The organism is Sulfuricurvum sp. (genome assembly GCF_028681615.1).
Classification (GTDB): Bacteria; Campylobacterota; Campylobacteria; order Campylobacterales; family Sulfurimonadaceae; genus Sulfuricurvum.
This window is the reverse complement of the sequence record NZ_JAQUHV010000003.1, coordinates 86,307-109,367: the sequence shown is the minus strand read 5'-3', so window position 1 is coordinate 109,367 and position 23,061 is coordinate 86,307. Positions and strand designations below refer to the sequence as shown.

Below are 23,061 nucleotides of genomic sequence, written 5' to 3'. Positions count from 1 at the left end.
AAAAGTATTTTACCCTCCTCACCCTTTAGATTTTAGTAAAAAAAATACCCGAATTAGGATATGATAAACAAATATAAAATAATCGAGGTTACTATGTCTCTTTTGGAACATGTCGATGCCGCAACCAATTTAGCAAAAAATAATGAAGTCCAACTGTTAGTCTTTAAAATCGATGCAGCAGAAACATCTCCCTATTACGCTATCAATGTTTTTAAAACCCGTGAAGTCGTCGAAGCAAAACGCCACCACCTCACCCAAATTCCGGGTGCTCATTCTCTTTTAGAAGGGACAATTGTCTTACGGGAAATGCAAATACCGATTCTTAATCTTCCTAGATGGTTGGGTGTAGAACTTGATGATACGAAGAAAAAAGCGTCCAATCTTCTTATCTGCGATTTTAACGGGATTATTATCGGAATTCGAATCATGTACGCATACCGCGTCATAAAAAAGAACTGGAACGAAATGCACGCGCCGGATTCGTACCGCCTAGGGGATGACGGTGTCGTTATTAATGATACACGGCTAGATGACGGCAGTTTGTGCCTTGTACTGGATTATGAAAAGCTTCTCGCAGAAGTCATCCCTCAAGCGATGGTCAATGTTGATTTAGCCGCAAAATCATTATCGAATATCACAATTCCAGAAAAACTGAAAAACGGTGTTGTTCTTATCGCTGAAGATTCTAAAACTGCGCAGCGGCATTTAACCCATATTTTTGAACATGCCCATATCGGATATCAAATTTTTAATAACGGTAGAGATATGATTGAATTTATTGCGCGACATCCGAACCCCTCTTCAATCCCAGCGATCATTACCGACATTGAAATGCCTGAAATGTCAGGCTTTACCGTTATCCAACGTCTTAAAGCCAATCCGGAAACAAAATTTATCCCGATCATTGTTAACAGTTCCATGACGGGAGATAATAATAAACGTGAAGCGGCTAGTCTGGGAGCAGATGGATTTATAGATAAAACGAAGAGTGAAAATATTTTACCGCTGATAGTAGAAAAAATGAATGATATTGCGTTGAAACTTCTCCCTCAATAAAAGGGAGAAAAAAAGAAAGTTTTACTCTACGACAGCCAATACTTGGCCAGCCTCGATTTTGTCATTAACATTTACATTAATGGATGTAACTTTACCTGCACGCGGAGCAACTACGTCGATCTCCATTTTCATCGCTTCAAGAATCATGATTTTATCACCGACATTTACACTGTCGCCTACAGATGCAACCAATTTAAATACTGAACCCGGAAGCTCAGCACAAATAGCATTTGCATTAACCGCTGGGGCTGCAGGTGCTGCCGGAGCGACCGGTGCCGCTACTGCCGCAGGTGCCGCGACTACAGTCGGTGCTACTTGAACGCTTGCGTTGCCGCCTACGATTTGTACATTATATTGTTGTCCGTCTACGATAACTGTGTAAGTGCCGTTTGCCATAAGAAGATTCTCCTGTTGTGATTGATTTGATTGTGTTGATTCAGCCGTTTTCGGGCTATTTTTGCGAACATTAACGGTTGCTTCCCCTTTGAGGAATGCAATTCCTTTGACATCGCATGAAGCGGCGATGAAAATATTTTCATCTGTAGCTTCGATGCCTTCATCGCTCAATTTTTTAGTCCAATACGCTACCGATTTGGTCTCATCTCGGTCTGCAATATCGATCGCATTATCGGTCGTCGGTTCGAGTTTGAGTTGTTCCGCTGCTATACGCACCACTTCCGGATCCGGAGCAGTAGGAGTTTTACCGAAGTAACCCAAAACCATTTTTCCATAGCCCGGTGCAATTTTTTTCCATGGCCCCATCAGTGCATTGTTAAGCGCTTGTTGGAAATAAAATTGAGAAACCGGAGTTACCGATGTACCGTATCCCCCTTTTTCAACTACTTCACGCATTGCACGAATAACTTCAGGATAACGATCCAACATATTGTTGTCGCGCATCATTTGCGTATTCGCTGTCAACGCTCCACCCGGCATCGGAGAGAACGGAATAAGAGGTGAAACCTGTGTTGCTTCAGGAGGCATGAAGTAATCTTTTAAACAATCACCCAATACATCTTCGTATTTTAGAATTTTTTCGAGTTCAAGTCCGCCGAGATCGAAATTTTTACCTTTTACTGCGTGCAGCATCGTTAAAATATCGGGTTGTGATGTACCGCCGCTCACAGGAGCCGCAGCCATATCGATACCGTCAATACCCGCATCCAGAGCAGCAAGATAACATGCTACGCTCACACCAGCGGTCTCATGCGTATGAAGACGCAAATGAGTCCCTTCCGGAACTAAGCGTCGAGCCATTTGAATGGTTTCAAAGACTTTTTGAGGACTCGAAGTTCCACTTGCATCTTTAAAACAAATAGAGTGGTACGGGATACCGGAATCTAAAATTTCACGAAGTGTTTTTTCGTAGAATGCAACATCATGTGCACCGACACACCCCGGAGGAAGATCCATCATAGTGACGACCACTTCATGTTTCAACCCGTGATGGACGATTCGTTCACCGGAATATTTGAGATTTTCGACATCATTGAGTGCGTCGAAATTACGAATTGTAGTTGTTCCGTGTTTTTTAAACATCTTGGCATGTAAATCAACCATCTCGCGACTGCCGGTATCAAGCATTACCGTATTGACTCCACGCGCCAATGTTTGAAGGTTCGCATCCGGTCCTACGATGGCACGGAAACGGTCCATCATATCAAATGCATTTTCATTCAGATAGAAAAAAAGGCTTTGGAAACGGGCACCGCCTCCAAATTCGAAATGTCGGATTCCTGCCTCTTTGGCTGCCTCAAGGGCAGGGAAGAAATCTTCCATAAGTACACGACCGCCGAAAACTGACTGAAAACCGTCACGGAAAGTAGTGTCCATAATATCGATGTATTTTTTTGCCATTTACGTCATCCCTACTTCATTAGATTGTTGTGGTGGTGGATCGCCGCAATCACTGCAGCCACACCGAGTAAACCGCCATTTTGCGAATTCTCGGTTTCATGGTGGTGGATCGCTGCTGCAATTGCAGCTACTTTTGCTCTCACATCATTATTTTCCAGATCATGATGATGCAAAGCTGCAGCTATTGCTGCTATTTTAGCACCCTCTATACGATCTAACGATGATGTTTCAGAAGCCATTACGGCACCCTCACTTGCAAAGTTTAGAGATTTCGGGGCATTGTTGGATTGAAATACTGAAAAATATTTCATTACTTTATTGAGTAATCCCACTCGCTATCCCCTGTATAATTTGCACGCGTATTCGTAACACGATTCGTGATTCTATTACAAAGTTCATTAAAAAAGATTTACTGAATCTCATTTCAATGAACCTTTTAGTTTCTTTCGTTACAATCCGCATCATTTTTTAAGACGGAGAGATATCATGGATCTTAGCAAAATCGGTTACGGAGAAAATCCGGATAAAGTCAAAGCAATTATTGAGATTGCATGCGGATCAAACATCAAGTATGAAGTTGAAAAAGAGAGCGGTGCATTGGTACTTGACCGCGTTATGCATTCGGCTATGTACTATCCGGCAAACTACGGCTTTGTCAACAAAACACTTTCACAAGACGGTGATCCGGCGGACATCTTGATCCTTACCGAATATCCTATGGTAGAAGGATGCGTAACAAATTGCCGTTTAGTCGGAGTTTTAATTATGGAAGACGAAAGCGGAATCGATGAAAAACTTCTTGCCGTTCCGACTTCAAAAATTGATCCAACATTTGAAGAGATTCAAGATCTTGCCGATATCCCTAAACATACATTGGCAAAAATCAAAAACTTCTTTGAAACCTACAAAATGCTTGAACCGGGTAAATGGGTTAAAGTAAAAGGATTTGAAGACAAAGCTTCTGCTGCTAGAATCCTTGAAGACGCTATTAAAAACTATAAAGAGTAAACAAACATGATCGATTTCGGCTCACCAGATATTTTTGCGTACGCGATTTTCGGACTTATTTTAAATTTTGTCTTTTCAATTGCATTTGGGCTCTATTTAAGCAAGAATATCGGCGTCGAAGAGATGATGCTCTCAAAAGGAGATCGTCAGCAGCCTTGGTGGCTTTCTATCTCCCTGGCAATACCTTTTGCCAAAATGATAATCACCCTGTATCGGGTTGCAATTTTGCAACTCTACTTTCTTGATCAGGGAAAAAGTCATAAAGAGTACTGGATCTATCTTACCAGCAATGACTCTTAATCGATCGTAATCTTTCCAACACTTCTTCCCTTGTTTCATCTGCTCCACTATTTTTATTAATGAGTCTCAAAAAAATGTTTCATTTTTACTCATGAGCTATTTTTTTACCTTTTTTTTTGACACTTTTATAAAACTTTATACATTGAAACTTAAACAACAGCATGCATTTATAATATTTTATAACGCTATTTACCAGTTAATTAAGCCAAACTTAATCACAGCTTTCCCTCTACAAGGTGGTACATCCACCTTTTCTATTACATTTTCTTAACATATTCATTTAGAAAGGTCACACCATTGTTATCCGCTCCGTAGTACCCTAAAATTTCACATTCCATTTACGAGGTGCAACTTTTGAGATTTCTTTCCCTTATTCTACTACTGACCTTGTCGCTTTTCGGTGACACGATGACCCCTAAACAACTTCATGTTTTACAAACCGTACGAGACGTTGCAAAATCTATCCCTGATAAAAACGGCAAAACCTACGAAAATACTGTAAGTGCGATTTGTTTAACAGAGAGTAGTGCAGGAAAAAATACCATCGGTGACTTCCGACATAAAAAATCATTTACCAAAGCATCCTTGGGGCCAATGCAAATTCAAGTTGCTACAGCACGCCATGTGGCACAAAATGTCAAAAAACTCCGCTGGCTCAATAGCCTTACCGATGTGCAATTAGCCGGACGGTTATTGGGCGATATCAAACTCTCCGCAAAAGTTGCAACCTATTATGTCATCTTACTGCATCAACAGCGCCCTGATAAATTCAATGCTATCAGCGGTTATAACGGTGGGTCGGTCAATCACCCTTATTACGCACGTGTTATGAAAAACATGGATATCGTCAACCATCTTGTCTCTTCCGGCAAACTCTCCTAATTAATTTATAGTATAATACCTCCACACACAGCGCGGAGGGATACATGGATGATGAAAAACTAAAAATTGTACTCGCACTTCTAAGCGGTATCATCTTTAGTCTGATTTTTATCCTATTGGCTTTTGTTCTTCCTGTTTATCCTCCCAAAGTACCCCCAAAAACCATGGATTCAGAACTTCGGAAAATATCCAAAGAATATAAAGAAAATCAGTTCACTCCTCCCCCGGCGAACCAGTAAAAATTTTGTTTATCCTGTAGCAGATACTTTTTTAAGCAATTATAACGTCAATGATCATAAAATGGATAGAAAATTTGGGTTATCGAGACTATAAAGCAAAAAAAAATCTGCCCGAAAACGGCTGTTTACAGGCTCAAAGCTATCTGTTTCCAAAACCTTTAGATACAGAAATAATGATGATTCGACTAGCGATTTATTTGAATCTTTGAGCAGAAGCTTAATCGTCTATGATATACTTTAACAATTAATTCGGACAGAGGATACATATGTTTAATCTTTCTACAATCAAAGGTAAACTGATCGCTTTAATGGCGCTAAGCTTTACGACTTTTTTAGTCTTAGGCTATCTAGCTTCAAGTAATAATAAAGATGCTATAAAAACTGCCGAAAGAATGGTTTTACTGGCTGATATCCGGGCACACACAAATGGTGCATTGATGGAAATTCGGGGGTATCAAATACATTTTGATCAAAATAGCTTAGATAACTATCATACAAGAATTCAAAAATTAACAAAAGCATTAGATGATCTTTCAGCTATTACCCGTTCAAAAGAGAATAAAGATCGCTTGGAAAAATTAAAATCTGATGTTCAGAAATGGGATGAATTTAATAAACCCCGTATCGATATTATGTCACAATACAAAAGTAATATTTTTACAGCTTCTTTTAAAGAATCAGTAGAAGGGAAGGAATTCGAAAAAGTTATCAAAGGTGCAAAAGTAAAACATGATACATTAAATAATGATATTTTGTCATTAGTAAAATCAATGCAAGAAAAAAATCTGGCAACCCTTAATTCTAATGCAATAACAATCGAAATTATTATCGCAGTGATTGCAATTTTTATGCTGGGAATGTTTTATTTACTCATCCAAAATATCATGAATTCTATCTCACGTTTGGAAGAGACGATAGAAGCAGTGGCTAAAAATCGAGACTTTACTAAAGATGCTAAAGTCGAAGGAAACGATGAACTTTCACAAATGGGCCGTAATCTTAATGAGCTCGTAAAAATGCTCCGTCAGGCATTCCAAGGTATCCGCTCTGCTTCGAGTGAAAATCTCTCTGTCTCTGCCGAACTTTCGGCTACGACACTCAGTATCGGTAAAGCGGCAGAATCGGAAGCTAAAATCGTGGCACAAACCACAACCGAATCCGATCAAATGAAAGAGACGATGAAAGCTTCTGCCGCTGAATCAAAAATCGTACGTGAAAAAGCGGTCGGTGCCCGTGAAAATCTCCAAGAAGCACAATCGGCTCTACATAACACTATTGAGCAGCTTTCCCTTACCGTACAAATGGAAGGAGAGATTAATGACCGCCTCAACTCACTTTCCCAAGAAGCGTCTCAAGTCAAACAGGTTCTGACCGTTATCGCAGATATCGCCGATCAAACCAATCTTCTCGCGCTTAATGCAGCAATCGAAGCGGCACGGGCCGGAGAACACGGACGCGGGTTTGCCGTCGTTGCCGATGAAGTACGCAAACTGGCTGAACGAACCCAAAAAAGTCTCGTCGAAACGAATGCTACCGTCAATGTCATTGTCCAGTCGATCAATGACATTACCGATCAAATGAACCACAATACCAAACGTATCGAGAGTTTGGTAGAAGCATCGGCTGAAGTAAATGATCATACCGAAATTGCAGTTGAAGCGTTAGCTGACACTGTCAATGCGATTGAAAAACTCTCCAACGATACACAAAACAATGCAGCCACTACCGAATCGATCATCAAGAAAATCGGTAATATCAATGAACTGTCCACTTCAAATGCCCGCAGTGTCGAAGAGATTGCCGCAGCGGCAGAGCATCTGCACCAGATGACCGAGCAGTTAACCGCTCAAATCACCGTTTTTAGAACCTAAACATGATAAATTACCCCTCGCTCTGTACGCAGAGGGGTAAATAACTCTTTTGCCTGCATATGATCATCGGCATGTCCAAGGATCAAATAGCCTCTCAAATGTTCCTTAAACCGTTTTAGCAGTTCTCTGTTTTTTAGCGAATCAAAATAGATCATCATGTTTCGGCTAAAAATGACATCGAAACTCCCTAATGAATTCCACAACGCCGGATCAAATACATTTCCGGATACAAATCGAACGCTTAGAGATGAAAAAGGGAGAATGTGATAGTAACCGTCCACACAAGTAAAATAACGTTCCAGTACACTTTGGCCTAAAGCATGTACCGATCGTGGCGAATAGACCCCTTTACGTGCTTTCTGTATCATCTCTTCAGAGATATCAATACCGATTATTTCAATGGGACGTGAAAATTTCACCGAAGAGGCAGACAATCGTAATGCAATTGAATAACTCTCCTCTCCGCTTGAACACGGAGCCGAGAGTATACGGATCGGTTTTTGAGGATCAAGAGCGTCTAAATTGGGTAGAATCTCTTCGATCAAACGATCAAAATGGTGTGCTTCACGTTCAAAATAGGTCTCGTTTGTCGTCACAAGATTGATCAATGAGACAGGAAGAACCTCAGCGGAGCCCGGAATTTCGCCTCCGTTATCGAGATATCGGCTAATTCTATCGCGGTCCGTTTGGCGGGAGAGAACAATGCCCGTCTCTTTTTGTATCCGTTCCAAAAGAGATGTTATTACGGTTTCTTTCATCGCGTACCAAACCGTATGATCGTTTCGATAATCTCATCCACGGATAAGACTGCATTTGCACCGCCGCGTTCAATCGCCCGTCCCGGCATCCCGAACACCGCACAACTTTTTTCATCCTGACAAACACTCAGTCCCCCTAAGGTTTTGATTTGTACCATCCCATCAGCCCCGTCATCTCCAATACCGGTAAGAAGAATGGATAAAATGGAGTTGGGTTCATATACCTCTGCAGCACTGAGCATCATTACATCTACGCTCGGTATAAAATCATGTCGAATTCCATTCATGCTTTGGCGTATTATCGGCCGTCTATCGTCACCGACACTAAAGCCCAGATGGACACCCCCTTTTGCCACAACCATCATTCCCGCTTCTAAAATCAATCCGTCTACGGATTCAACTACACGATTGGAGGTACAGGTTTGAAGCCGTGCAACAAATGAGGGAGTTAGTTCAGAGGGGAAATGCTGTACGATGCATACAGGCACGGAGAAGTTTCGAGGCAATGCGGTGATTAGCTTTTCAATTATACCTGGCCCCCCGGTAGAGGCTCCGATTAAAATGATTTTCGCGTTAGTCAGAGCTTTCATATCACCCATTTAATCTATGATTTGAAATCATCCTGTACATACTCTATTACGTCCACTTTTTTTAGCTTCATACAGAGCTTCATCGATATACGCAATATTTTCATGGACGGACTGAGACTGTTTAAGTCTTCCGATACCGACACTGATCGTAATAGGCTGATCCAAATCAAAAGGATATGTTTCTACCGTCTGACGAAGATTTTCGGCAACAATACTCGCCTGCTCACTCGACGTATGAGAAAGAATAACAATGAACTCTTCTCCTCCCCATCGTCCAATTACATCGGTTTCACGAAGGGCTGTTTTGAAAATATGAGCAAGCAGCCGTAAAACAGTGTCTCCGGTCTGATGACCGTACCGATCGTTCACCGATTTAAAATAATCGACGTCAATTAACATAATACTACAGAGGTAGTCTGGATAGCGATCCACTTTCCGCTGTTCTTCGCCCAGCTTTTCATCCGTTTTTTGTCGATTATACAATCCTGTGAGTTTATCGGTCACTGACAGTTCAAGAAGCTTGACGTTATATCTCTTAAGAATATAATATCTCCACATAAATGCTAAGATTCCCAATAAAACAACAGCAAAAATTTTCCAAGCAACTTTCTGATCTATCCAGGCTACCTGTTCTATCGTTGATGTCCAACGGTTATAAATCTTCTGCATCATAGAATCATCAAGCTGATTGACAAGTTTCTGGAAAATATCCCCTAATACAGGCTCATCATTACGGGTCGCTATTGCAAGTTCAACTTTATCATCCAGACGAGACGAAACTTTTAAGACACCGGTGTATTCTTTTTGAATATACGCAGAAATCACGATGAGATTATCGATATATCCATATATCTCTCCGTTTTCTACTTTACGGAGTCCCTCAGTTATCGTCTTAACTTCAACAATTTCAAGTTCAGGATAAAGTGTTTTTAGTTTTTCCGTAATTGCATACCCTTTTACAGCACCCAGTTTTTGATGCGTAAGTGTTGCAATATCCCCGGTAAACGGTTTATCCATAGTCGTCGCCATAACGATTGGAAGTGTAATATAGGGGGTAGAAAAATTCATATATTTTAAACGGCTCGGAGTTGCAGAAGCCAATGAAAGAATATCACACTGCCGATTTTTAGCCAAACGTAACGACTCATCCCATGAAGTCGTTTTAACAAGTGTGATCGAGATCCCGATCTTTTGTTCGAATATTTTAATGACATCCCCGGCAATCCCGATATGTTGTCCATTACGAATCGCTTCAAACGGATACCATTCCGGGTCAGTACACATCAACAATTTTTTCTTTTGTAGAAGGTAGAGCTTTTCATTTGCAGTGAGCTGAATACTGTTCGTTGAAGCGGCTGCAATATCACGGAATAAAAAATGTCCGAGTTGCTGATCCTCACGTATTATACCCGCCCGTATAAGCTGTTTATACAAACGGGTTGTCAACTCTTCATTGGTTTCTCCGATAGTGTACAAATCGGTCATCATTAATTTTTGAATCACTTTGGATTCGTATGCAAGAGCCTCAGAAGATTTCGGTACGTGATATTTCTGAATCAAAATATCGATCATTTCTCCAGGGTGCTGCATCGCATATTCCCATCCACGATTCGTGGCATCGATAAATTTCTGTGTTCTTTGGGGATATTCGATCGCTTCTTTTTGTGAAGTGAATAAATTTCCGGCATTCATAATAAATCCGTATTCCACCGGATCAATGATTTCATAAGGTATCTGCATCTTATCGAGAAAATAAAGCTGGTTAGAACGATACGCACTCATTGCATCAACTTCACCCCGGACAAAAGGATCGATACTGAATGTCTGATCGACAAAACGGGCATTACGTGAGGTGATATCGAAATGAGATAAGAGAAGCGACAGTGAACTGTGCTTGAGTTCATTTTGGGTTACCATGATTGTTTTTCCGACTAAAGCAGCCGGATTATCAATCCCCTTTCGGGTAATGAGTACCAAAGGAGAATGTTGTAAATAGGTTGCCATCACAATAATCGGTTTGATTTTTCCGTTATCCACAACAATACTGCTGTTATAGATACCGTAGTTGCTTTTTCGATTTAAAACGTCAGTGACGACATCCGTCCCTTCACGATATTCACGCAATTCGACATCCAGTCCGGCATCGCGATAATATCCTTTTTCTTTTGCTGCAATATAACCTGCATATTCAAACTGATATTTCCAATCAAGCTGAACAGAGACTTTTTCCAGAGTACTCCCCTCTAGAACGCTCGTTATGCTTATAAGTAGAAAAAGGAAAACCCGTATCAATCTCACTCCGACAATCTTTTCCAAAGAGTATTTATTTTATTGTACAACGCTAAAGATAAAAGTTATCCTTATTGCGAAATAATTTGATTTAATGTCGTCGATCGTTATCGCGACGTTTCGGTTCATGCCGTCCGCTGTCTCGTTTTTGTGTCGGTTTTCCACCGCGATCTCCGCCGTTTCCTCCACGGTTTCCACCTCCGCCTGCACCGCCTCGGCCCCGTTGAATCGGTTCTGCTTTGATCGAAGGATCCGGTTCATACCCTTCTATAATGCGGCTATCAAGCTTTTTGTTAATCAATTTTTCGATCCCTTTGAGGTAATCGGCTTCATCGACACATACCAGTGAAATGGCTTCCCCCTCACATCCCGCGCGGCCTGTGCGACCTATACGGTGGACATAGTCTTCTGCAATGTTCGGGAGTTCGAAATTAACGACATGAGGCAGTGCATCAATATCGATCCCGCGTGCGGCAATATCAGTTGCAACGAGGACTCTTACCGAACTGCGTTTAAAATCATCGAGTGCTTTTGTCCGTGCAGCCTGACTTTTATTACCGTGAATCGCTGCGGAAGTGATCCCGATTTTTTGGAAGTATTCAGTCAGTTTATTGGCACCGTGTTTGGTACGGGTAAAGACGAGAACCTGTTCCCATTTATGTTTTCCGATCATTTCTCCGAGCAATGCGCTTTTGCGTTTGCAATCGACAAGAATGACACTTTGTTTAACCAACTCACTCGAAGTATTTCGACGTGCCACTTCAACCTCGGCAGGATTACGAAGCAAAGTATTTGCCAATGTTTTGATCTCATCCGAATAGGTTGCCGAAAAAAGAAGGTTTTGACGATTTTTCGGGAGGATGGTAATGACACGGCGGATATCGCGTATAAATCCCATATCAAGCATACGGTCGGCTTCGTCAAGGACGAAAACTTCCACTCCGCTGAGATCAACCGTACCCTGCCCTACATGATCGAGCAGACGGCCCGGTGTAGCGATGAGGATATCGATCCCGTTGCGCAGCATTGTAATTTGAGGATTTATCCCCACACCGCCGAAAATAACGGCACTTTTAAGAGGGAGATATTTTCCGTAGAGTTTGACGCTCTCACCTACCTGTGCTGCAAGTTCACGTGTCGGAGTAAGGATTAACGCACGAATTTTTCGATGCGTTTTCGGGTTTTTTTGAGCACTGAGAATTTGCAGCAACGGCAACGTAAATCCTGCAGTTTTACCCGTACCGGTTTGTGCTCCGGCAAGCATATCGCGCCCCTCTAAAATACATGGGATCGCTTGTGCCTGAACGGGAGTGGGAATCGTATAGCCTTGATCATGAATGGCTTTGAGCAACGGCTCGACTAGATTTAAATCGGTAAATGTCATAAAGGTATTCCTTTGGTGGTTCGGCCCAACCAAAGTCGTAACTCAGGACGGTTTTAGGCAAGGGGAAAAAATAGGGTGAAAAGTGCAGTTGAGCGCAAGTTCGTAGCGGCGCCAACCGTAGGCGCAGATAATTTTGGCATTTTACCATACTCTTACTCGATAAGCCCTGTATTTCGTTATTACAACGGAACTTTCAGCCATCAACACCCATAAAGTTCCTCGCAATGCTCATACCCCCCCTCAACTTTTTCAAACCATTCCAAAAAGTGTTGTGCCATTTTTTCTTTAAACAATGAACCGTGCTGAGGTGCTATCATAGAAATCTCATATTTCCGTACACATTTCACCCATGCCCGGCAAAATTGGTTTGCCGCCATATAACGTCCATGAAAACTCTCTAAAAACGGACGATGTTCTTCAAAATCATCTACATTTTTATTCAGATTTTGAGGAGAAAGGACAGCTGCGCCGATATCACCGGAAAAAAGGATTTTAGAACGGCTGTCATAGAGTGAAAAGTTCCCCGGACTGTGGAGAAAATGAGCCGGTATGAATTGTAAAAAATCGTGCTCGAATTTAATTCGCGCGCCATGATCTTCAAGTGCGATAATCCGTCCCATATCCATCAAACCGTAATGTCCCATAAAACGGGTCCACAACTGTGACATTATGAGCTTTGCCGATGTGGCGACACTCCATTCTGCAATAGCACCGGCAACGTCAGGATCTTGATGCGAAAAAAAGATAAACTTGATCTTACTCGGATCGATATGTCGTGCTACGGCATCGTACAGTTCGCCGAATATTCCACCGCTCCCCGGATCGATCAAAATAGCACTCTCATGCTGAATGATCAAAAACTGATTGACCGAGAGAGAGTGATCCTTATGTTCTTCATCTTCGAGACTGAACATCACACATTTGTGGCTGTCATCTTCATAAAGCAGCGTTTCATTTTTCATATTGCATTCCTTTAAATTCGCGGATTAAGACCATTTGCTGTTTCGCAATATAGTCGATAATATTTTTTTGTGCCTGACCATGCAGATCGTACTTGCATACCACCTCGTAACTACGCTGATTCTCTTTGATACGGAACACCTCTGCAGATGAATTGATAATTGTCGGACGAGGAGGTGTAGCAAATACCATATCCAACACGACAGACTGTTTAGGCTCAAATCCTGCAGGCAGAGACGGTAACTGAAGGCGCACCGCATTTATCGAAATATCCATTACTATGATCTCCGCATCATATTTATGCCCCTCATACAATAAGGTGATCGTTAAGCTCGAATCCGGAATCACACGGATGGCCGCCCTTCGAGTCGGTGAGGTTTGAACCATTCGGTAGTGATTAAAATAAACTCGTTGTTCATCAAAATCAATCCGAATAATTCCTGTGCATAAAATCGTTACCGGGAATAACTCGGAAGTAAGATAAAACTCCTCCTCAAGCTGCATTGCTTTGAGTTGGACATAAGGGGTTTGGAGTGTAGCTTCCTGATGATTGAGCGATGTAATAAGGGCATCGTTTGTGATGCTCAGTCCTTTATAAAGATTATGGGCCCGGATTTTGGCTCCGTTAAGCATTGCCATTTCCAAGAGCCCGTATACCATTTTCTCATCTTGGAGCAAACGTTCCTGTTCGACGGCATTGGCATCATAGAGTTTTAACAGCCCCAGCTCCGTCACATCGTTCAGTGTAAGTACCCCATACCCTTCTCGATCCGGGATACTCTGATATCTGAGAATAAAATGGTGATGATCTCCGTCACTGGCCGCAATTTTGACGTTATATAATTTACCGAGATTTGTAGAGATTTCGTTAAACCACTCATACCCGTCATGATTGTATAAAAATCCGTTGTGTTTGAGCAGCATGCTTCCAAAAGAGACAAAATTTTTGCGTAACATTTCGACGCTCTCTACCGCAAAAAATTCGAGACACGGCTGATTTGCCATAACGACATTTTGACCTTGCAACAAAAGGGTAAGGCTATTCTGGTAATTAAAAATAGAATGCAAATTGGCGTTAAAAATTTTGCGATGGAGTTCTTCTTTGAGAACATGGGCACAACGTGCGAGTGTTTTGGCAAGCATCTCTACGCGCATCGGTTTAATCAGATAATCAAATACACCGATACGGATCGCCTGATGAAGCAGATTTGCATCGTCATGTGCCGTAGTGACAATTATTTTTACTTCGGGATCAATCTTCATTATGGCTTTTGACATTGCAAGGCCATCCATTTTCGGCATTTCAATATCAGTAATGACAATGCTCGGATGATGCTCTTTAAAAAGTAATAGCCCTTCTTCTCCGTCATACGCCGTATAAACCGTTTCAAATATTTTTTTGAACAAAATAGTGACCTGCGTGTTTAGCATTTTATTATCTTCAACATATAATAAAACATACGGCTGCAAAATGCTTCGCAACTGTTTTAATACGCCGGGTTCAACCATTTATATTATCCTTTATCTTTGCGTAGAGAATAGCAAAACAACTCTTAAAACCGATTCATATAACATTAAAACTCCTTATAATAATGCTCTTTATCCCAATGTAAAATAAGCCGCTACTGTAAACGTTCCGATAGCAATAAGATAATATAGGAAAACCAATCGAAACAGTACCATTTTCCCTAAGATCAGCACGAGGGCCATCTTCGTCAGCGTATTACTGACAATGGCAATGATGATGGCATACTGGGCAGTCAACGGGTTTAGAGTCGTTTTGGATAATGTCGATAACGAAAGGATAATCGCATCTACATCGGCGAAGCCGGAAACGAATGAAGCGGCCAATACTCCGATATCGCCCATGTAGCGATTGACGATGCCTATAACCGCTAATGTCGCACCGAATATCAATCCCATCATTAACGCCTCTTTTAGATCGAACGGATTGTTAAATTTTAGATCCTGCGAGATCTTTTCACGTTTTGTGGTGACGTATAGATATCCTATATATCCGTATCCGCTGAGACTCCCTAAAAGTATCGGGATCAAAAATGCGCGTGCCAGAGGAGGATTAATGACCCATATCTCTACCCCGGCACGGATAAGCATCATCGATGAAGCCAATGTAATCCCGATAGCAAAATTTTTGGCAAAAAAACCGTTCTCATTGAGACGTCTGGCCATATTCATCGCTACAGCAGTTGAGGAAATGAGTCCGCCGAAAAGTCCTGCCGCACCGATACCGTGCGTCGCACCGAAAAAACGTATCATAATATAGCCGAAAAATGAAATCCCCGCCACCAGAACAACCATAATCCATATCCGATAGAAGTTGACCAAGCCGAGCGGATCGATAGCCCGATCAGGCAGAATCGGCAGTATCACAAAGGTCATCATCATAAACATAACCGCAGCATTGAGTTCGTGTTTTGCAATCGTTTTTTCATACTCTTGGATTTTATCTTTTAGATTCAAGACAAACAGCACGATAATGGCCATAAAAACAGAAAGCATCGGCGTTGAGAAAGTGAGCATGGCCCCGATCAAAAATGTCACTAAAGCCGAAAACTCGGTTGTTGAACCTTTATCGGTATTATCGATACTGTTGACGATGTAGGTACTGATGAGGAAAAGCCCGATGATAGCGGTAACAACAAGAAAAAAATGGGGAATAAACGAAGAGAACCAAGAGGAAAGAAACCCCAGCAATGCGATCATGGAAAACGTTCTAGAGCCTCCGAAGTCTCTCTTTTTTTGCGCATAAATCGTATGCATTTCACGCTCTAATCCAATGATAAAACCGAGTATCAATGCTAAAACACTGTTTTGGACAAACAATTCATCCATTCCGTTTCCTTTGAAAATTATTTCAAACGTCTTAGAGCAATTATAGCCTTATCTTATTAATGTGTCTCTCTTAATTCCTGCCGGATGACTCGGTTGCGTCCGCTTGCTTTTGCTTCATACAAAAGTTCATCCGCACGTTTCAACAACATATCGGCGGATTCATTTTCTTCCAGCATTGCAACACCGAATGAACACGTAATTTTTCCGGCTATCTCAAAATTTTCCGCTTCGATCGTTTGTCTGAGTGTTTCAGCTATCTGGTAAGACTCCTCTAAAGAAGTATCAGGAAGCAATGCAACAAATTCTTCGCCTCCCCAGCGTGCAAAAATATCGCTTTTACGAAGTCGTTTACTGACAACTTGGGAAATATGTTTTAGAACCTTGTCGCCGGCTAAATGCCCATATTTATCATTGATATGTTTAAAATAATCAATATCGAAAAATATAACCCCAAGCGGTCTTTTCTCGCGGAACGCTACATTGATTGCATGCTCGTAAACCATGGTAAAATGAAGACGATTGGCAATACCGGTCAACGGATCGGTCATCGAGATCGATTGCATCGACGAGATATCGGTAAAAATAACTACATAGCGTTTCTCTTCTTGAAATCGCAAAACGGAGAGCTTTACATCAAAGATTGTCGTCTTATGATCTATGGTGATTTTTACTTTATGATTTATTAGAGGATGGTCGCTGACATAATCGGTCCAACGTTGTTCATTCAGCATCGGCATCAGATAATCATGTGTATCACCTTCTTCAAAATAATCGCAGACGCAGGCATGATCCCGTTTAAAATCAAGGACGCTTTCGTAATGGAAATAGGCTAAAAAAGTTTGATTCGCAGCAACAAGCTGGTGTCCGTCGGTTACAATCACAGGTGAAGGGATCGCATCAAGAATTGTCTGATTATACATCTGCTGAAAATTCATTTGAGTACTGATAGAATCATACAAGCGACTGATCAGCCATCCTAATATACCCATCATTATTAGTGCTATCAGCCCTGTAGCCGTCACCATTTGGAGAACATGTTCCCAAAAATCAGGCGCGGCATGGACAAATATGATGGCACCGATAGGCTGATTAAGATAGTTGTTTACGGGAACGGTTGTAATCGCAAACGTTTGATTTTTATATTTGATTATGGTGTCTTGGAGACGATCGTACTTGCTTTGATACAGTTTGACCAAAGGGACCAGTTCCGGGTCTACATCGATTGCCCGGTATTCGCCGACGGCAAGATAGCGGTCAACATGCGAGAAAGTACCCAGAATCTTTTCCTTTATGAGGAAAAAAGCGTCGTATCCGGTATGTCGATGGATTTTATCGATTATAAATGGAGTAGACAAACCGAATTCAACTGCACCTACATACGTTCCCTGATTGAGAATAGGGACCAGTATCCGTAATGCAAGCCCCTGCCGCCCCTCCTCGAACCCATACACGAGTGTATGGTGTTTATGAATGTACGCAACCATAGGACGCTGTAAAGCTATCGGGTCACCGAACACGTCGGGTTGATGCATTCGCAACAAAGAGGTTCCGTCCGCATTGTGAAACTGCATAACAACCAAGGAGGAGTTCTCATGCGAAATAACTTTCCAACGAGGCAGAATGAGTTGATACAATCGGTCGTGATCTCGGGAGAGAATGGCATCCATTACCCCGGGAGAATTTAAATTGGAATGGGCACGCGCTGTATAAAAATGTACGGTCTCATAAATGCTCTCTTCATAGTTTAGACGGACATTTTGATATGCTTCTTCCATACGGAGATCATTTTGTCCTTTATCATGGATAATATTATAAAGGGTGACAATCGTTGCAACACCTAGAATAACACTTACAAGAGTGAGCAATATTTTGCTTTTTAAACGATTCGTCTTCATTTTTTTTCACTTCTATCAATTCGACGCAACAAGAGCCCGATAATGCTAAAAAACAGCCCTAAAAATACGATACCTTCGAGGATGTTTCGTACAACAAAACGGCTCACTTTAGATTCTTCTGCCATTATATTGTTCATAATGACCAAATCACCGACCTCTTTGCCTGAAGCATCTTTGATCGGCATTATCGATACCATCCATGGACTGCCGTTATACAAAACTTTGTGATCTCGAAGATGATCGGCATGCTGCTGCATTATTGTCGAAACAAAAGGATCCGGCAACCGGCCTTGCGAAGTATAAATGACGACATCATACGGCATCTGATCCCAAAATACCTGACGGTTGAGCATTGCCATCCCCTCTTCCCATCCCTGGCGATTGAGATACTCTTTATGAAGCACTACTGCCATCTCATTGTGCATGAATTCATGTAGAGGAGAAACAACATCTTCTATCTCTTTGCCCAGCTCAACATATCCTATCAGTTCTTTGCCCTCAAACACCGGCTGAATGACCCGAAGAGTAAAGGTACCCATCGGTCCGACTTCAATTCCGGATGAAGGCTTACGTGTCCATTCCGCTTCCAAAGCAGTAAAACGGTTAATCATGTCTCCCCGTTTTTCGGGTTTGTGCACACGCAGTAAACAGACTCGGTGTTTATCAAGAAAATACATATGGGTAATCTGATTTTCTTTTTTCATTCGCTTAAAGACACTTTCCCAATCCGACAAAAGACGGTTACGATCATTATCCATCAGTGCTTTTTTGACCGTACTGTCATTAACGATTGAATGAAGCGTCACAGCCATAGCGGCTGCATGTTTGTCCAGCAAAACTTTAAATCCGTTTTGAACCTCATCCATATGGGTTTCGAATCGTTTTTCTAAAACCAGTTGATGCTGTTGAAAGACGAATAATTCTGTCGCAACGGCAAGGATAAAAACTGCCATCGATACAAAAATCAAAAAACGGCGCGCTAAAGAATTGGAAAGGTGATCGCCCTGTCCTGACAGAGCTTGTATGATACGCTGTAAGTTTGTAGAGTGCTTCATCTCTTCACCAAAAAATTTATTTATATTCTTACCTTACTTTATTATACTCCTAAAGATAAAAAGAAACACATAATAAAACAAGAATATTATTAAACTCTCTTCAGACGAAAAGAATTTCAACAAAAATCGGCAATATTCTGCCTATCGAGATGCTAATAGACGAATAAAGGTATCCGTATAACGGACATCGAACTGCTCCGCCATCTCTTGTTTAATAAGCATAAGTGCTTCATAGGTGCTATAGTTCGAACGGTATGTACGGCGTGTGGTCAAGGCATCAAAAACATCACACATACCGATTATACGGGCAAATTTCGGTATACGTATTCCCCGCAATTTTTCAGGATATCCGCTGCCGTCTAATTTTTCATGATGAAATCGGACACCGTCTAATATTTTTCGGTTCGTTATACCGTTGTTTTGGAGAATCTCAAAACCGTATTCCGAATGACGTTTAATTAATTCGTATTCATCATCTTCCAACGAAGCGGGTTTAAGCAGTATGAACCGATCTATCCGAATTTTTCCGATGTCATGAAGCAATCCGGCATACGCGACGTCCAGTAAATCTGCTTTCGGCAAACCGAGTGTTTTAGCGAGAATAATTGAAAAAACAGCGACATTCGTACTGTGATGATGCGTACTGTATTCGTGCGGCATCAACGGCAAAACGATAGGCATAACATTGATCTCTTCGCTATATAAATAATCAACCAATACTTCTGTAGCAACGAACAATGCATTCAAAGGGAGTGTTTCACTTTTTTCATTGAAAATTGCTTCCATTAGATCAACTGTTCTTTGATATGCTTTTGTAATCTGTTTTTCTAAACTTTTAAGTTCTTTCAGTTCTTCTTTAACGGCAAACATAGAGTGCATCGCTTCTTCTACACTTCGAATTTGATTTAACTCTTTACTATGTTCATCTTCACCGAATTGTGTTTTATACACCTTTACTTTTTCCATATCGTGTACGGCAATATAAATATCCTGATTCTGATTAATGATATGGGCAAGTTCGGAAGTAATCAATGTTCCGGCTTCAATAATGATGACATAATCCCCAAATCGCTTGATAAAGCAATCAAAATTAATAACACTGCCTACAATTAATATATTCGGATTGACAGCTGTGTATTTATGGTTTATAACTCTTCGGACTACTCTCTTCAAATTCTCAACACCTTTTACATATATGTACAATTATCATCTATTCAATATTAAGACTAAATTATATGAAAAGCGCCTTTTCATCGGTGTTTAACCTTAAAATTCTTTCCTATCTTACTATTCCGTATTGTTCTTAATCCAAAGAGATGTACAACATACACTGAAAACTCATATAGAGGAGTCTTCAATGAAACGGGTTATTACGATCTATACGGAGCATAAAAATACCATCCAATTTTATCTGCGCACTTCATTAGGAAGCTTTCATCCGATCTCACATGAGCGTAATGATATGAAACGCTTTTTTGAGTTTGAAAAAGCCGCAGAAATTATTTATGCTGTATCTGCAAAATTTATCCAGTCTACGCCCAGTTACGGTAGAAAAGAAGATGACGAGAGCCGACAAGGAGCCGATAAGTCATTTTATTTCAAGTGGGTCAGTTTTGTAGATGAACCGATTCACATCAGTAACCCGTATCTCCATCATATGACCGGACGTCCTACACTTACAGCGGTAAAACAAGAAGAGAGCGGCTATCTTGTTGCCGATTTCGATATGCTCAAACTCTTGGAAGATCTTCGCCTTATTGAGCATAACAGTTTTGTCGAAAAAATCAATAAAATAGTTATGGGGTTGGGAGGTTCGTTACTGGGGATTGTTTCTGTCTTTTTGATTTTGTACGGTGCTTATATCTTTGGTGCTATGCTTTTTGCATCGCATCTGCAAAACGAGGTAATGCACGAGATATTTACCTCTATCATCTCGATTACAATCGGGCTGGCGATTTATGATCTGGCCAAAACAATGATTGAGAACGAGGTTTTATATAAATCACTCGAATACGGAAACGATGTGCAAAGTAAAGCACTCAGCAAGTTTCTCACTTCCATTATCATCGCACTTTCAATCGAATCATTGATGGCCGTCTTTAAAATCGTGCTGGACGACTACAGTAAAATCATCAATGCTTTTTATCTTATTGTCGGTGTTACAATGCTCATCGTCGGTACTGGAATATACAACTACCTCTCACGGCAGAACAAAGGGTGAATCTATCGATACCAAAGCCGCATCATAGCAGCACCCAATAGGATATAGGCAATCTCGCTCATTCCTGCCATCCATGACCCGACTGCTCCCAAAAGTAAAACCAGTGCAATATAAAGAGGTGCAGTTGCATCCCGCAACTCTTTTTTCATCAGCTCATATTGCTGCGGTGAGAGTTCCACTTGCAGTTCCCCTTTGCTTGCTCTGCGGATCAGATGACGAAACGCAGCTATATCGTCGGGAATATGTTTGATCTCATCGATCAACGCCTCGAAGATCGATTCTTTCATCCCCAACGCCCGGGGAATATTACGCTGCAGAATCGGGAGAATGTCTTTGATGCCGTTGAAATTTTCGATATACGTTGTCCCGAGCCCTTCGACGATGGCACTCACACGCAGAATATAGATCGCCTCTTGCGGGAGTTTAAAGGGGAGGTTTCGGGTTTGCTCCAATACCTCAAAAGCCAGTTTTTGCATACTTCCGCTATCGAGGGCATCATTTCCGAAAATATCGAACATCCGTTCCGTAAACTCGGCAAGTTCTGCCGCGGGAGCATCGTACGCTACCGTCCCCAATCGTTTTGCGGCACTCACATACCCTTCGAAATCCCGCTCGTTCGCGGCACGGATCAGTTCGATAATTGCGATACGGGTATCATTCGGCACCCGTTTCACCATCCCGAAATCGAGTAATACGAGTTTGCCCTCCGGATTGACCAGCAGATTCCCCGGATGAGGGTCGGCATGGAAATACCCTTTGACCAGCATTTGATCAGTGTAAAACCGTACCAGTTTATCGATTAGGGATTTGATGTCAAAACCGCGTGATAGGATACTGGCGCGGTCATCAAACCGCCACCCTTCTTCAAAACTCATCACCAATGCATCGTCACAACTGAACGCTCCGTAGCTTTTCGGAAAAATGATCCCCGCATCTGCATACATGAGAGAGAATTTTTCCAAATTCATCCGTTCCTGATTCAGACTGCACTCTTGGACGATCATTGTCGAAAATTCGGCGATGACCGATTCGATGGAATGGCGGGTCGTATGGGAAAAGAGAGGTTTAAAGAGTCGGTTAAAGATTGAGAGTATCCGAATATCCGCACGAACACGTTTTTCGATCCCTTCACGCCGAAGTTTTACCGCTACTTTGGTATCTTCATCCAGCCACGCTTCATGTACCTGACCGATCGATGCGGATGCGATAGGCTGTGGATTAAAACGGACAAACGGAAGAGTAGGAAACGCCTTTGCCATCACCCTCTCATATGCGGTGGAACGCATAGGAGGCAAATCATCATGCAGTGTTTTGAGCGCATTTAAATACGCTTCATCGAAAAAATCGTTTCGGGTCGCCAATACCTGAGCCAGTTTGATAAAACTTGCCCCCAATTCCGTGATTGTTACTGCCAGCTTCTCAGGAGTAAGGGGGGGAATTCCTAAAAAATGCTCCCTCTTTTTCAGCAGCAGATAAAACGACAGTAAGAGCCGGAATACACTCCAAAGACGATACGGCGAATACAAAGAATTCACCCTCGTAACGCTTCAATATCCTTTTTCGTAGCAATGCCGAGTTCTTCAATCACCTCTTTGATTGCAGTTTTCAGTTCTTCTTTCACCCGTTTCTCTTCATCTTCGCCCCGTGTTTTCAACCCTTCCAAGAAGCTTTTGGAATCCGTAGCACTGAGTTTCCCTTTCTCTTCGAGCTTTTTGAGTTCCTCTTCAACCCGTTCTTTTAACAATAACGCTCCGCCCATTCCCGTATAAAACAACTCTTTTAGCATGGTGTCTCTCCTGTTGAGTAATAGAGAAGTATAGAGCAAAAATCATACAAATCGGTA

General features: G+C 41.7%; 21 protein-coding genes. 7 read left to right on the top strand and 14 right to left on the bottom strand.

All coding sequences use genetic code 11. The annotated features are described in order from the left end of the window. Positions 1-60: 60 nt before the first annotated feature. The gene (locus PHE37_RS05190; RefSeq protein ID WP_300008270.1) at positions 61-1,056 is read left to right on the top strand and encodes a chemotaxis protein; all 996 of its coding nucleotides are present in this window, start codon (positions 61-63) and stop codon (positions 1,054-1,056) included. A 21-nt stretch (positions 1,057-1,077) separates the two neighbouring features. On the opposite strand, the gene PHE37_RS05185 is transcribed toward PHE37_RS05190, so the two are convergent. After that, a complete protein-coding gene (locus PHE37_RS05185; RefSeq protein ID WP_299993839.1) occupies positions 1,078-2,913 on the bottom strand; it encodes a biotin/lipoyl-containing protein in 1,836 nt (611 codons plus the stop codon). Positions 2,914-2,924: 11 nt separating this feature from the next. Continuing rightward, positions 2,925-3,245: a hypothetical protein gene (locus PHE37_RS05180; protein WP_299993838.1), complete on the bottom strand. Its 321-nt coding sequence runs from the start codon at positions 3,243-3,245 to the stop codon at positions 2,925-2,927. A 154-nt stretch (positions 3,246-3,399) separates the two neighbouring features. Here PHE37_RS05180 and ppa point away from each other — a divergent pair, with 154 nt between their 5' ends. From ppa to PHE37_RS05155, 5 genes are all read left to right on the top strand, one after another. Next, the gene (gene ppa, locus PHE37_RS05175) at positions 3,400-3,921 is read left to right on the top strand and encodes an inorganic diphosphatase (RefSeq protein ID WP_299993837.1); all 522 of its coding nucleotides are present in this window, start codon (positions 3,400-3,402) and stop codon (positions 3,919-3,921) included. A gap of 6 nt (positions 3,922-3,927) precedes the next feature. After that, positions 3,928-4,221, top strand: a complete 294-nt coding sequence (locus tag PHE37_RS05170; RefSeq protein WP_299993836.1) for a hypothetical protein — start codon at positions 3,928-3,930, stop codon at positions 4,219-4,221. Between the two features lie 354 nt (positions 4,222-4,575). After that, the gene (locus tag PHE37_RS05165; protein WP_299993835.1) at positions 4,576-5,103 is read left to right on the top strand and encodes a transglycosylase SLT domain-containing protein; all 528 of its coding nucleotides are present in this window, start codon (positions 4,576-4,578) and stop codon (positions 5,101-5,103) included. A 44-nt stretch (positions 5,104-5,147) separates the two neighbouring features. After that, the gene (locus PHE37_RS05160; RefSeq protein ID WP_299993834.1) at positions 5,148-5,342 is read left to right on the top strand and encodes a hypothetical protein; all 195 of its coding nucleotides are present in this window, start codon (positions 5,148-5,150) and stop codon (positions 5,340-5,342) included. A gap of 266 nt (positions 5,343-5,608) precedes the next feature. After that, complete coding sequence (locus PHE37_RS05155) at positions 5,609-7,213, top strand: methyl-accepting chemotaxis protein (protein WP_299993833.1); 1,605 nt, start codon at positions 5,609-5,611, stop codon at positions 7,211-7,213. Here the strand turns inward: PHE37_RS05155 and PHE37_RS05150 are convergent. From PHE37_RS05150 to PHE37_RS05105, 10 genes are all read right to left on the bottom strand, one after another. Next, entirely contained in the window at positions 7,210-7,971 is a 762-nt protein-coding gene (locus PHE37_RS05150; protein WP_299993832.1) for a CheR family methyltransferase, read from the bottom strand. The two genes, PHE37_RS05155 and PHE37_RS05150, sit on opposite strands and share 4 nt — an antisense overlap. Continuing rightward, positions 7,968-8,561 carry a CheB methylesterase domain-containing protein gene (locus tag PHE37_RS05145; protein ID WP_299993831.1) on the bottom strand — a complete coding sequence of 198 codons (594 nt, stop codon included), beginning with the start codon at positions 8,559-8,561 and terminating at the stop codon, positions 7,968-7,970. Before PHE37_RS05145 ends, PHE37_RS05150 begins: the two co-directional genes overlap by 4 nt. Before the next feature lie 27 nt (positions 8,562-8,588). After that, the gene (locus PHE37_RS05140; protein WP_299993830.1) at positions 8,589-10,853 is read right to left on the bottom strand and encodes a diguanylate cyclase; all 2,265 of its coding nucleotides are present in this window, start codon (positions 10,851-10,853) and stop codon (positions 8,589-8,591) included. Between the two features lie 88 nt (positions 10,854-10,941). Further along, the gene (locus tag PHE37_RS05135) at positions 10,942-12,234 is read right to left on the bottom strand and encodes a DEAD/DEAH box helicase (RefSeq protein WP_299993829.1); all 1,293 of its coding nucleotides are present in this window, start codon (positions 12,232-12,234) and stop codon (positions 10,942-10,944) included. A gap of 200 nt (positions 12,235-12,434) precedes the next feature. Continuing rightward, a complete protein-coding gene (locus PHE37_RS05130) occupies positions 12,435-13,196 on the bottom strand; it encodes an MBL fold metallo-hydrolase (RefSeq protein ID WP_299993828.1) in 762 nt (253 codons plus the stop codon). Next, positions 13,186-14,703: a response regulator gene (locus PHE37_RS05125; RefSeq protein WP_299993827.1), complete on the bottom strand. Its 1,518-nt coding sequence runs from the start codon at positions 14,701-14,703 to the stop codon at positions 13,186-13,188. The genes PHE37_RS05130 and PHE37_RS05125 overlap by 11 nt, the downstream gene beginning before the upstream one ends. Positions 14,704-14,793: 90 nt before the next feature. Beyond that, a complete protein-coding gene (locus PHE37_RS05120; RefSeq protein ID WP_299993826.1) occupies positions 14,794-16,047 on the bottom strand; it encodes an MgtC/SapB family protein in 1,254 nt (417 codons plus the stop codon). 56 nt (positions 16,048-16,103) lie between these two features. After that, positions 16,104-17,942 carry a diguanylate cyclase gene (locus tag PHE37_RS05115; RefSeq protein WP_299993825.1) on the bottom strand — a complete coding sequence of 613 codons (1,839 nt, stop codon included), beginning with the start codon at positions 17,940-17,942 and terminating at the stop codon, positions 16,104-16,106. Continuing rightward, positions 17,939-18,997 (bottom strand): cache domain-containing protein, encoded by a 1,059-nt coding sequence (locus PHE37_RS05110; protein WP_299993824.1) that lies wholly within the window; start codon positions 18,995-18,997, stop codon positions 17,939-17,941. The genes PHE37_RS05115 and PHE37_RS05110 overlap by 4 nt, the downstream gene beginning before the upstream one ends. Before the next feature lie 141 nt (positions 18,998-19,138). Then, a complete protein-coding gene (locus tag PHE37_RS05105; protein ID WP_299993823.1) occupies positions 19,139-20,170 on the bottom strand; it encodes an HD-GYP domain-containing protein in 1,032 nt (343 codons plus the stop codon). Between the two features lie 184 nt (positions 20,171-20,354). Here PHE37_RS05105 and PHE37_RS05100 point away from each other — a divergent pair, with 184 nt between their 5' ends. Beyond that, entirely contained in the window at positions 20,355-21,218 is an 864-nt protein-coding gene (locus PHE37_RS05100; RefSeq protein ID WP_300008268.1) for a hypothetical protein, read from the top strand. Positions 21,219-21,220: 2 nt separating this feature from the next. Here PHE37_RS05100 and PHE37_RS05095 read toward each other — a convergent pair whose 3' ends face one another. Then, a complete protein-coding gene (locus PHE37_RS05095; protein ID WP_299996002.1) occupies positions 21,221-22,753 on the bottom strand; it encodes an AarF/UbiB family protein in 1,533 nt (510 codons plus the stop codon). After that, on the bottom strand, positions 22,750-23,004 hold the full coding sequence (locus PHE37_RS05090; RefSeq protein WP_299929136.1) for a hypothetical protein: 255 nt from the start codon (positions 23,002-23,004) through the stop codon (positions 22,750-22,752). The genes PHE37_RS05095 and PHE37_RS05090 overlap by 4 nt, the downstream gene beginning before the upstream one ends. Between the last annotated feature and the right edge of the window lie 57 nt (positions 23,005-23,061).